The 11,452-nt window shown below is 66.6% G+C and carries 9 protein-coding genes and 1 pseudogene; 5 read left to right on the forward strand and 5 right to left on the reverse strand.

The window, feature by feature from the left end; genetic code table 11:
* Positions 1–170 (reverse strand): SDR family NAD(P)-dependent oxidoreductase (locus tag WCJ52_RS07940; protein ID WP_336902777.1); only part of this gene is annotated, 170 nt, incomplete at its 3' end.
* 167 nt (positions 171–337) lie between these two features.
* Here WCJ52_RS07940 and WCJ52_RS07945 point away from each other — a divergent pair.
* Entirely contained in the window at positions 338–1,882 is a 1,545-nt protein-coding gene (locus WCJ52_RS07945) for an acyl-CoA synthetase (protein ID WP_336902769.1), read from the forward strand.
* Between the two features lie 52 nt (positions 1,883–1,934).
* Here the strand turns inward: WCJ52_RS07945 and WCJ52_RS07950 are convergent, their stop codons facing one another.
* Entirely contained in the window at positions 1,935–3,794 is a 1,860-nt protein-coding gene (locus WCJ52_RS07950; RefSeq protein WP_336902770.1) for an alkyl sulfatase dimerization domain-containing protein, read from the reverse strand.
* 172 nt (positions 3,795–3,966) lie between these two features.
* Between WCJ52_RS07950 and WCJ52_RS07955 the strand changes: the two genes are divergently transcribed.
* From WCJ52_RS07955 to WCJ52_RS07965, 3 genes are read left to right on the forward strand one after another with little or no spacing between them, the layout of a single operon-like run.
* Complete coding sequence (locus WCJ52_RS07955; RefSeq protein WP_336902771.1) at positions 3,967–5,664, forward strand: class I adenylate-forming enzyme family protein; 1,698 nt, start codon at positions 3,967–3,969, stop codon at positions 5,662–5,664.
* A gap of 1 nt (position 5,665) precedes the next feature.
* Positions 5,666–7,606, forward strand: coding sequence for a peptidase M61 (locus tag WCJ52_RS07960; protein ID WP_336902772.1), 1,941 nt, complete (start codon positions 5,666–5,668; stop codon positions 7,604–7,606).
* Positions 7,603–7,842 (forward strand): sulfurtransferase TusA family protein, encoded by a 240-nt coding sequence (locus tag WCJ52_RS07965; RefSeq protein WP_336902773.1) that lies wholly within the window; start codon positions 7,603–7,605, stop codon positions 7,840–7,842. The genes WCJ52_RS07960 and WCJ52_RS07965 overlap by 4 nt, the downstream gene beginning before the upstream one ends.
* Here WCJ52_RS07965 and WCJ52_RS07970 read toward each other — a convergent pair.
* Genes WCJ52_RS07970 through WCJ52_RS07980 form a run of 3 tightly spaced genes read right to left on the reverse strand, consistent with a single transcriptional unit; the run spans position 7,833 to position 10,640 of the window.
* The gene (locus tag WCJ52_RS07970) at positions 7,833–8,651 is read right to left on the reverse strand and encodes a YihY/virulence factor BrkB family protein (RefSeq protein WP_336902774.1); all 819 of its coding nucleotides are present in this window, start codon (positions 8,649–8,651) and stop codon (positions 7,833–7,835) included. The two genes, WCJ52_RS07965 and WCJ52_RS07970, sit on opposite strands and share 10 nt — an antisense overlap.
* A gap of 20 nt (positions 8,652–8,671) precedes the next feature.
* The gene (locus WCJ52_RS07975) at positions 8,672–9,805 is read right to left on the reverse strand and encodes a CaiB/BaiF CoA-transferase family protein (protein ID WP_336902775.1); all 1,134 of its coding nucleotides are present in this window, start codon (positions 9,803–9,805) and stop codon (positions 8,672–8,674) included.
* A 58-nt stretch (positions 9,806–9,863) separates the two neighbouring features.
* Positions 9,864–10,640: an SDR family NAD(P)-dependent oxidoreductase gene (locus tag WCJ52_RS07980; RefSeq protein WP_336902776.1), complete on the reverse strand. Its 777-nt coding sequence runs from the start codon at positions 10,638–10,640 to the stop codon at positions 9,864–9,866.
* Positions 10,641–10,740: 100 nt separating this feature from the next.
* On the opposite strand from WCJ52_RS07980, the pseudogene WCJ52_RS07985 reads away from it, so the two are divergent.
* Positions 10,741–11,452 (forward strand): annotated as a pseudogene (locus tag WCJ52_RS07985) (GGDEF domain-containing protein); the annotation flags it as partial.

The following is an 11,452-nucleotide window of genomic DNA, read 5'->3' on the forward strand; positions in this document are numbered from 1 at the left end:
GCCGCGATGATGACCTCCGCCCCAGCCTCGGCCAGGGCGCGGGCCGTCTCGATCCCAATCCCGGTGGCCGCCCCGGTGACCATGGCGGTCCGGCCGGTGAGGTCCCTGCCTGCAACGACCTCACGAGCGGTGCTGAAGGTGCCAAAGGGCGAGGTAATCCGGTCGGGCATGGGTTGTTTCTCAAGGAGGGTCAGGGGTGCCTCGAGGCAGTGCCTCGCAGGTCTCCAAAGTGACATGACGGGGTCCCTGCCGTCCATCCTCAGCCTTCGGCAAGCCCTCCCCGCACTTTCCATTGGGCCAGGCTCGTGTTTGCATCCCCGGAACGGGAGAAAACGACATGGGAAAGCTTTGGTGCGGAGATCGCGAGACCTCGGCGGAGGCCATCCGCGAACGCGCCCTGAAGGCTGCGACGGGCCTGGAGAGCCTGGGGGTACGCGAGGGCGACGCCCTCGCCTTCTGCCTCCGCAACGACGTCGCCTTCTTCGAGGTCGGTCAGGCGGCGGGGATCTTGGGCGCCTTCCCGGTGGCCGTGAACTGGCACTGCACCCTGGACGAGGCAGACTATGTCCTGACGGATTGTGGTGCCCAGGTTCTGGTCATCCACGCCGACCTCCTGGCAAGCCTGCGGCCGGCAATCCCCGAAGGCGTCCGGGTCATCAGCGTCCGCACGCCCCCCGAGATTACTGCAGCCTATGGCCTGCCGCCTGAGGCTGGCGCCATCGCACCCGGAGACCGGGAATGGGGGGCCTGGCTTGAGGGCTTCGCGCCCTGGTCTGGCGAGGCCCGCCAGGCACCCAGCACCATCATTTACACCTCAGGGACCACGGGGCGGCCAAAGGGCGTCAAGCGCGGGGTGGCGAGCGACGAACAGGCCCAGGCTCGCACGGCCATGCTCCTGCGCTCCTACGGCTATGCCGACTGGATGGACCGTCCGCAGGAGATCGTCACCGCTGTGGTCGGGCCCATCTACCATGCCGCCCCCAACGCCCACGCCAACGTCTCGGTGAATATCGGGGCGAACGTGGTGGTGATGCCGCGGTTCGATCCGGAGGCCCTGCTGGGCCTGATCCAGGAAAAGCGGATCACCCACCTAAACATGGCGCCCATCATGTTCAACCGACTGGTCAAGCTGCCGCAGGCGGTTCGGGACCGGTATGACCTGTCATCGCTCCGGTTCGTGGCCCATGCCGCCGCCCCGGTCTCGCCGCCGGTGAAGCGCGAGATGATCGACTGGTGGGGCCCGGTCATCAACGAGTACTACGGCTCCACCGAGATGGGGAATGTCACCTTCTGCACGACAGAGGAGTGGCTGGCCCACCCGGGGACGGTCGGCAAGCCCATGCCCAATACTATCGTGCGCGTGGTCGACGCGGAGGGGAACGACTGTCCGGTCGGCGTGCCTGGAGAGGTGCTGGGTCGAAACCTCGGGTCAGTGGACTTCACCTACCACGGGGATGACGCCAAGCGCCGGCGGGCGGAAAAGTTCGGCCTGATCTCACCGGGGGACATTGGCTATTTCGACGCCGACGGCTTCCTGCACCTGTGTGACCGTAGCTCGGACATGGTGATCAGCGGCGGGGTCAATATCTATCCTGCCGAGATCGAGGCCATCCTGCTGAAGATGCCCGGCGTGGCCGACTGCGCCGTCTTCGGCATTCCCGACGATGAGTACGGCGAGGCTCTCTGCGCGGTGGTCCAGCCCCAGGATGGCCAGGAGATCGACCCGCAGGAGGTGAAGCTCTGGATCCGCGGACAGCTGGCCGGTTTCAAGGTTCCCCGGGAGGTGCAGTTCAGCGCCGCCCTGCCCCGGGAGGATTCCGGCAAGATCTTCAAGCGCAAGCTGCGCGAGCCCTGGTGGGAAGGCCGCGAGCGGCGGATCTGAAACCCGGATCCAGTTCCGATAAGTGGGAGCCGGTTATCGGATCGAAACCGGCTCAGGGCGTCACGATCCCGAACCAGAGGTCGAACCGGTCCAGCACGGACAACAGGGAGGCCAGAGGGGCTTCGCCCGGCTGACCCGCCGCGACGTCCTTGAGCTCGGCCGCGCCGAGGACCAGGTCGATCAGCTGGTCGCGGCTGAGGGCGACCTCAGGAGCGCCGTCCCCCGCACGATGGTGCAGGACGGCGTTCTCGACCTTCAGGGTAAAAACCCCCTCCCCGCCCGTGAAGCGCACGGTCAGTTCCAGATCCAGGGCGCCTGCAGCCTCGCCATTGAGGCGGACGGACAGGCTGTCCAGCAGGCTTTCTGCCGGCAGGTTCCGCAACTGGCCCGGCGCCGCCTGCCGGGGGGTTGCAGAGGCCGGGATCGGGGTCCGCAGCTCCTGGGCCCCCATCAGGTAGAAGTCCCGCCACGGCCCGGACTCGGACTGGTAGCCCATCTGTTCAAGGAGGTCTGCCTGCAGGGCGCGGGCCTCTTCATTGTCCGGATCGGCGAAGACCAGGTGGTTCAGCACCTGGGCGCCCCAGCGGTAGTCGCCTTCCGCCTGGGCCCTGCGGGCTTCGGCCATGACCACCTCCGCGCCGCCCATGACGCTCACATAGCGTTTCCCGGTCTCGACTGGCGGGTGGGGGTTGAGGTGGGCTGGATTGCCGTCGAACCAGCCAAGGTAGCGCTGGTAGACCGCCTTGGCGTTGTGGCTGACCGTCCCGTAGAAGCCTCGGGTGTACCACTCCGAGGCCAGGGTCGGCGGCAGGCGCAGGACCTCAGCGATCTCAGGCGCGTTCATCCCGTGGTTGGCCATGCGCAGGGTCTGGTCATGGATGAACTTGTAGAGATCGCGCTGCTTGCGCAGGAAGACGTCGATCTCCGCCCCACCCCAGCGTGGCCAGTGGTGGCTGGCGAACATGACCTCGGCTTCCCGGCCGAACAGGTCTCTGGCTTCGTTAATGTAGCCGCTCCAGGACTTGGCGTCGCGGACCTGGGCGCCCCGGGGCGTGTAGATGTTGTGCAGGTGGCAGGTGCAGTTCTCGGCCATGCAAAGGGCGCGGAACTTCGGGAAGTAGAAGTTCATCTCGGCGGGTGCCTCGGCGTCGGGGGTCACCTGGAAGACGATTTCGATCCCGTCCACCTCCAGCCGCTCGCCCGTCCGCGAGATCGAGATGGTGGGCGGCACCAGGGCGACCCGGCCACCGGAAACGCCCTTGCCCAGGCCGGAGTCCACATGGCCCTTGGCGTCCTTCTGGAGCAGGGCCCCATACATGTAAGTCGCCCGTCGGCTCATGGCGTTGCCGGCCAGGACGTTCTCGCTGACCGCCTCCTTGAGGAAGCCCTCAGGAGCGATGATCGGCAGTCCCGCTGCGATCTCTTCAGTGGAGGCCACGCCCAGGATCCCGCCGTAATGGTCCACGTGGCTGTGGGTGTAGATGACCGCGCTCACGGGGCGCTCGCCCCGATGCGCCCGCATAAGCTCCAGGGCGGTCCGTGCCGGCTGGGCCGAGGTCAGGGGATCGATGACGATGTAGCCGGTCTCGCCCTCGATGAAGGTGACCGTCGAGATGTCGAAGCCCCGGACCTGGTAGACTCCCGGCGTCACCTCGAAGAGGCCGTGGATGCCGTTAAGGCGCGCCTGCCGCCAGAGGCCCGGATGGACGGTAGCCGCAGGCGTCTCGTCCTCCAGGAAGGCATAGGGCTTCAAGCTCCAGGCGCCGGGGATGTCAGCGTCGGGGATTGTGGCGATGAAGCCGCGCCGGGCCAGGCGGAAGTCTTCGCCATCTTCCGGGGGCAGGCTCGCTCGGGCGGCCTCGAGGGCGGCGCGGGTGGCGGGGCTGGCGTCCTTGCGGTCGAGGCGGGTCATGGCGGGGTCTCCTGATCCGCCCCCTTAACGCCCTGTAACGCGAGGACCAAGGGGCACCGCGCCAGACTGCCCACGCACTTCCGACAGTTCCCTTTTCCCGGTCGGTGCGCCATATGGATAGTGAAGGGATGAAGGCCGGTTTCACGGCACGGCCCCTGGGAGGAGAGACGAGTTGCATTATCAGGAATTGAAGACGGCCTGGAACGAACTGACCGCGCCGGGCGCGCCCTTTGAACTCACGGTGCAGGAGGTCCGCGGCGCTCCGCTGAGGGTCTACAAGAACGCACCACCCAACGTCCGCGCCGTCTGGCTCTCCACCACCGTTTTCGCGGATCGGACCTACATCGTCTACGAAGGCGAACGTGTCACCTACGGCGAGGCCCACCTTTTGGTCGCCAGCGTCGCCAACTGGCTGGCCGCCCGGGGCGTCAAGCGGGGCGACCGCGTCGCGATCGGCATGCGTAACTTCCCGGAGTGGATGCTGATCTACTGGGCCTGCGTCTCCACCGGGATCACGGTAGTCGGCATGAACGCCTGGTGGACCGCTGAAGAGATGTCCTATGGGTTCAACGATGCCCAGCCCAAGATCGCCTTCGTCGACCCTGAGCGTATAGCCCGGATCGCCGAGCGGCCGGAAATGGTCGCGGGCATGACCCTCGTCGCCGTGCGAGCCCCGGCTACAGAAGGCTATGTTCCCTGGTCGGATGTCATCGCCACCGGCGGCGACCTGCCCGCGGCGGAGATCGATCCGGATGATGACGCCTGCATTTTCTACACCTCGGGCACCACTGGCTTCCCGAAGGGTGCCCAGCTGACCCATCGGGGCTGCGTCGCCAACCTCTTCAACATGATGTTCTCGGGTCAGGCCCAGGCCCTGGCGACCCAGCGCGGCACCGGGGTGGTTCCGGACCCCAATGCCCCTGCGCCGGTTCCGGTCTCCCTGCTGACCACGCCGCTCTTCCACGTGACCGCCAACAACTGCGGTGCCTACGCCACGACGGCGGCGGGTGGCACCATGGTGCTGATGTACAAGTGGGACGCGGGTGAGGCCCTGCGGATCATCGAGGCCGAGAAGGTCACATCCATGAGCGGTGTGCCCACCATGGCCCGGGAGGTCATCACCCACCCGGACTTTGCGACCCGCGACACCTCGAGCCTATTGAGCCTCGGCGGCGGCGGTGCCCAGGTGCCTCCCGACCTGGTCCAGAAGATCGACTCCCAGGTGAAGACCGCCCGGCCAAACACTGGCTACGGCATGACTGAGACCTGCGGGATCATCACGGCCATCGCGGCGGACTTCTTCGTGGACCGTCCCGACAGCGCCGGCCCGGCCATGCCGGCCTTCGAGGCCCGGTGCGTGGACGACGACGGAAACACCGTGGCCCCGGGCCAGGTGGGTGAGCTTTGGGTCCGCGGTTCTCCGGTAATCAAGGGCTACATCAACCGCCCCGAGGCGACCGCGGAGAGCATCACCGACGGCTGGCTGCACACGGGCGACATCGCCCGCATGGACGACGACGGCTTCATCTACATCGTGGACCGGAAGAAGGACATGGTGCTGCGGGGCGGCGAGAACATCTACTGCGCTGAGGTGGAGGCCATCCTCTACAGGCATCCCGCCGTGGCCGAGTGCTCGGTCTTTGGCGTGCCGGACGAACGTCTGGGCGAGGAAGTTGGGGTTGCCCTGGTCCTTCGACCCGGACATTCCGTCACCCCGGACGAACTGCGTGCGCACTGCGCGACGATCGCCGCCAAGCACAAGACTCCCAGGTACATCTGGATCCAGGAGGACGCCCTGCCCCGGAATGCCAGTGGCAAGTTCCTCAAGCGCGAGCTGAGGGACACCCTGAAGCTTTCGGACGCGGGCTGACATGAAGCAACGTCTTGCGGGGCCAGGCGCAGTCCTGGCCCTGCTTCTCCTCGCCTCCTCCGCCTTGGCCGCGCCAGGACAGCGTTCGGAGCCCCAACCGGAGCCCCTGCCACCGCCCCTGGCAGCGCCGAGGGACGAGGCCTTTCCGGGAACCCTGAAGCTCCAGGTTGACGCAACCGACCTCGAGCACCGCATCTTCCGGGTGAAGCAGTCCATTCCCATCGTGGGGCCAGGGCCGGTCACCCTGCTCTATCCCCGCTGGTTGCCCGGAAAGCACGCGCCCTCGGCCCAGGTCGAGCACTTCACCGGCCTCGTCATCACCGCGGACGGCCGCAAGCTGGCCTGGCAGCGGGACCCTGTCGAGATCGCCGCCTTCCATGTCGACCCCCCTGCCGGAGCCCGGTCCCTGGAGGTCGAGTTCCAGTTTGTTTCCGCCAATACCACCGGCCAGGGCCGGATGGTGATGACCCCGGCCATGATGAACGTGCAGTGGAACAGCATGGCCCTCTACCCGGCGGGCTGGTTCACCCGCAGGATTCCCATCGAGGCCAGCATCCGCCTCCCGGCCGGCTGGAGCTACGGCGTCGCCCTCGATACCGCCTCGAACCGGGACGGCCTGGTGACCTTCAAGCCCGTCAGCTTCGAGACCCTGGTGGACTCTCCCATGTTCGCCGGCCGCTGGTACAAGCGGGTGGACCTCGATCCAGGCGGTCGGTCCCCGGTAATCCTGAACCTGGTGGCTGACGAGCCCGCCAGCCTTGAGATGACGGACGAGCAGCTCAAAATCCACCGGAACCTGATCGTCCAGGCGGATCGCCTGTACGGTGCCCGTCACTATGAGCGATACGAGTTCCTGCTGGCCCTGACCGACGAGATGGGCGGCATTGGCCTTGAACATCACAGATCCAGCGAGAACGCCGTCTCGCCTTCGTACTTTACGGGCTGGGACAAGTCCGCGCCTGAGCGCGACCTACTCCCCCACGAGTACACCCACTCCTGGAACGGCAAGTACCGACGCCCAGCCGACCTCTGGACGCCCACCTTCAACACGCCCATGCGGGACAGCCTGCTGTGGGTTTACGAGGGTCAGACCCAGTATTGGGGGAATGTCCTCGCCGCGAGGTCCGGGTTGGTCAGCCGTCAGGACGCCCTGGACGCCCTGGCCATCACTGCGGCGGTCTACCAGAACCGGATCGGTCGGACCTGGCGGTCTGTGGCCGACACGACCAACGATCCGATCATCGCCCAAAGGCGGCCCCTTCCCTGGGGCAGCTGGCAAAGGTCAGAAGATTACTACTCTGAGGGCCAATTGGTCTGGCTCGACGTCGACACCCTTCTGCGGGAGAAGAGCGGGGGCAAGGTGTCCCTGGATGACTTCGCGCGAAGCTTCTTCGGCTTGAATGACGGTGACTGGGGAGTCCTCACCTACCGGTTCGACGACGTCGTTGCCGCCCTCAACCGCCTGGTTCCCATGGACTGGTCGGGATTCCTGCGGGCCCGCATTGAGGACGCCGGAACCCCGCCCCCCCTCGATGGGCTCGCCCGAGGCGGCTGGCGGCTTGTCTACACCGACAAGGCCACCGCCTACTTCACGGCCGAGGAGGCCGACCGCAAGATCACCGACCTGACCTATTCCCTTGGGCTTGTGATCAGTCGCGATGGAGACCTGGCTAACGTCCTCTGGGACGGTCCCGCTTTTCGGGCGGGCCTGGCCACGGGCAATCGCCTGGTCGCGGTCAACGGTCGCACCTGGTCCGCGGATGTCCTGAAGACAGCCGTGACTGAGGCCAAGACCACCGGGCGCGTCGAACTTCTGGTCAGGTCCGAGGACCGGTTCCGGACGGTTTCGGTGCCCTGGACCGGCGGCCTTCGCTATCCCCGGCTCGAGCGTATCCCCGGTGCGCCGGACCGGCTCGGGGATATCTTCGCGCCTCGCCCGTGACCGAGGCGGGCGACGAGGTGCTGGTGGACGCCCGGGGGCATCATTGCCCCGTTCCGACGCTTCGGCTCCGGCGCGCCCTCGAAGGCGCCGGGGATCAGGTCGTCAGGTTGATCGCCGATGACCCCATGGCCCGGATCGATGTCCCGCACTTTGTCCGGGAAGCGGGTGCCGAGTTGCTCGAGGCGTCTGAAGCCGCAGGCGTGCTCACCTTCCGGGTACGGCGGGCTCAGGCCTGAGGCGGAACGCCCTCGATGTGGCGCTCGACCTCGGTGGCCAGGGCACCGCCCAGGAAGACCGCCTGGACCGACCAGGACAGCCAGATCAACAGAATGACGACAGCGGTCACGGAGCCATAGGCCGCCCCCAGTCCCTGACTCGACTGTACGTAGAGGGCGGCCGCCCAACTGGCCGCCAGGGTCAGGATCACCGCCGCCACGGCCCCGGCCAGGGACGCCCTCCAAAGCACCGGGCGGCTGGACATGGCGTATCGGTAGATCACGCTGAGGGCGAGCAACAGGCCACCGAGGGCCGTCATCCAGGGACCCACGATCCCAAGGAGGCGAAGGCCAAGGACAGTACCCGCGACCTGCAGGCCCAGGAAGGCCAACGAAAGCACGGGCAGGAGGACGAAGGCCGCCACCAGGAGCCCGAGGGCGAGCAGGTTGAAGCGCACCAGGCCATGCGGCGCATCCTCGTCGTGAACGAAGGACAGGCCCGCCATCAGGGCCTTGAAGCCCTTGTGGGCGGCATATATCGCCACCAGGAGGGCGGCCCCGCTTTGGGCAGAGAGCGTGCGGATCGGTGCCTGGACCAGGCGATTGAGCTCAACCAAGAGCAGTTCCCGGGCGCCCGAGGGCAGCAGGCCCGCCACCCGCTCAGCCTGCAGCGCCGCGGCCTCGGGGGTCGAGACAAGACCATAGAGACCGACCAGGAGCATGAGCCCGGGAAAGACTGCCAGCATCACGAAGAATGAGACGCCGCCAGCGAACAGCATCATGTCCCTGCCCCACAGCCTCTGCAGGCTGCGCCAGACGACACCGCCCATGGCCGCGCCCGGGTCCCAAACTACCCGTTCAGCGCGCCACCAGCCTTCAGTCCGTCAATATCCGCGTCGGAGAAGCCCCAGTCCTTCAGGGCCTCCCGGTCATGGGCACCGATGGCTGGGGGCGGGCCCTGGATAACGCCCGGGGTCTTCGAGAACCTGGGCGCCGGCGCCGGCTGCGTCACCCCGGCCACTTCCACGAAGGTCTGGCGGGCGACATTGTGGGAATGCCTTGGCGCCTCATCCAGATCGAGGACCGGAGCGAAGCAGACGTCGGTAGCCTCCATGAGGTCGCACCATTCCGCCTGCGTCCGGGTTGCGATCACGGCCGCCAGTTTGACCCTCAGGTCCGGCCAGGCGCTGCGGTCCATCTGAGACTTGAAGGCAGGGTCAGAAATCCCCGTCTTTTCAAGCAGAAGCGCGTAGAATTGAGGCTCGATAGAGCCGATGGAAATCCACTTTCCGTCAGAACACTTATAGGTGTCGTAGAAGTGCGCCCCGCCGTCGAGCAGGTTGGATCTCCGGCTCTCCGTCCAGGCACCAGAGGCCTTGAACCCGTAGAACATGGACATCAGGGAGGCCGCCCCATCACTCATGGCGCAGTCGATGACCTGGCCCTCGCCGGTCTCCCGCGCCTTGATCACCCCGGCCAGTATGCCGAAGGCCAGGTAGAGGGCCCCGCCGCCGAAATCGCCCACCAGATTGAGCGGCGGGACGGGCTTGTCCTCAGTACCGATGGCGTGGAGCGCCCCGGTGATGGCGATGTAGTTCATGTCGTGTCCGGCCGCCTGGGAATAGGGACCGAACTGGCCCCAGCCTGTCATCCGGCCGTAGACCAGTTTCGGGTTACGCTTCAGGGCCAGGTCGGGACCCAGGCCGAGCCGCTCCATGACCCCGGGGCGGAAGCCTTCGAAGACGACGTCTGCGGTCTCGAAGAGCTTGAGGCAGGTCTCAATGGCGCCGGGGTTCTTCAGGTCCAGCCCCACGGAACGTCGCCCCCGGGCGGTAATGTCCGCAGGACTTCCCCGGCCCTGGCCCTTGCGGTCGATCCTGACCACGTCCGCGCCAAGGTCCGAAAGGAGCATGCCGCAGAAGGGGCCAGGCCCGATGCCCGCGAATTCGATGATCTTGAGGCCGGTCAGGGGTCCCTGGCGCATGTCTGTCTCCCTCGGATTAGAATTCAAACCTGCCCCGGTTAGGCCAGGCCTGGCAAGGTCAGCCGCCCCCGGGCAGGGTCTGGCCATCATCGATTGTGATGACGCTGCCCGCAATCGCCCGGGCCGCCGGACCGCACAGCATCATGAAAGCCGCGTCGAGGTCGCTCGCCTCCATGAGGCGTCGGCGTGGGAACAGCTTCATTTGCTTCTGTCCGCCTTCAGTTCCCCACCAGAAACCGTTGATATCCGTCTCTATATAGCCCGGGCAGAGGGCGTTCACGGCGATCCCCTTGCGGGTCCATTCCCGCGCCAGGCTCCGGGTCAGCATGGCGATCGAGGCCTTCGAGGCGTTGTAGGCCGAGAGACCAGGAAGCACAGTGTGGCTGGCGATGGACGCGATGTTGACGATGCGCGCATCGGCGCGCTCGGCGGTGCCGTTGGCCAGCATAATCCTCGCCGCGGCCTGGGCGGCGAAGAAGACGCCCCGGACGTTGACGTCGAAGGTCTGGTTCCAGGTCTCGACGGTAAGATCCAGGGCCTGCCCCTCACCACCAACGCCGGCGTTATTGATCAGGATCGAAACCGGTCCCAGGGCCGTTTCGATCTCTCCGAAGGCAGCAGGGATCGTCTCCGCATCGGCGACGTCAAGCCTAAGGGCCATGGCCCGACCGCCGGCTCCGGCGATCTCGCCCGCAAGGGTTTCGATCCTGTCGAGCCGCCGGGCCGTCAGGGCGACGGCCGCGCCCTCGGCAGCCAGAAGGCGCGCGAAATGACCACCCAGCCCGCCTGAAGCGCCGGTGATGATCGCGGTCTGTCCCGCCAGCGCTCCAGCCAATACCCGCTCCCTTAAAACGGACTGTCCAGAACGCCCGATTCAACACTATCTATCGCCACGGGCAGCAGCGTGTCGCCTGGCAATTTCGGAGCCAGTTAGAATGGTGCCTCAGGCTCGCCTCCTGATTGCGGCCCGGACAGACGAGATGGCGGGCCCCCTTTCTGAAGGTATGGACCAGCTCGGCTGGCGCACCGTCACGGCCAGGGGCCCCTACGCCGCCGAGGCGGCACTGCAGGACCTGGGTGTCCAGGCCGTTGTCATCGACCTCTCCGACGGGATCGAAGAGGCCGAGGCCTTGGCCCGGAGGCTCAGGCTGCTTGCCGCGCCCCGCCGGATCCCCGTGCTGGCCATCGGCGGCGGAAGTGGCGCAAAGCCCTCGGAGGCTTTCGACCTGCGACTTGCGGATCCTGTCTATCCCGCCCAGGTGGCCATGCGGCTGGAGAGCCTTGTCCGGACCTGCGTGGCCGAAGAAGAGTATCGGCTCCGCCAGGAAACCTTCGGACTGATGGGGGTCGTGCTGGAGGATCCTGAGACCAGCCTGGCTCCGCTGCGTCTTCTGGCCGTGGGCGATCCCACCCCCCAGTTCCTCGGGCTGTCAAACTGCCTGGAGGCCGCGGGTGCCGAAGTGGTTGGAGCCTTCACCAGCTACACAGCCTTCGACTTCCTGCATGAGTCCGACTTTGACACCGTGGTGCTCTGGGGAGGCGACGCTGCCGACAGCGCCATGGCGATCGCAGGCGGCATGCGCCGCAACAGTCGCCTCTACCACATCCCATCCCTGCTCTACATGAAAACCCTGGGGGGGATGACGG

Source organism: Phenylobacterium sp., from assembly GCF_037138395.1.
Taxonomy (GTDB): Bacteria; Pseudomonadota; Alphaproteobacteria; order Caulobacterales; family Caulobacteraceae; genus Phenylobacterium.

Coding starts and splice junctions, on each gene's coding strand:
- WCJ52_RS07950 (WP_336902770.1), bottom strand. CDS start 3,794: ATGACCCGCCTCGACCGCAAGGACGCCAGCCCCGCCACCCGCGCCGCC.
- WCJ52_RS07945 (WP_336902769.1), top strand. CDS start 338: ATGGGAAAGCTTTGGTGCGGAGATCGCGAGACCTCGGCGGAGGCCATC.
- WCJ52_RS07970 (WP_336902774.1), bottom strand. CDS start 8,651: ATGGGCGGTGTCGTCTGGCGCAGCCTGCAGAGGCTGTGGGGCAGGGAC.
- WCJ52_RS07975 (WP_336902775.1), bottom strand. CDS start 9,805: ATGCGCCAGGGACCCCTGACCGGCCTCAAGATCATCGAATTCGCGGGC.
- WCJ52_RS07960 (WP_336902772.1), top strand. CDS start 5,666: ATGAAGCAACGTCTTGCGGGGCCAGGCGCAGTCCTGGCCCTGCTTCTC.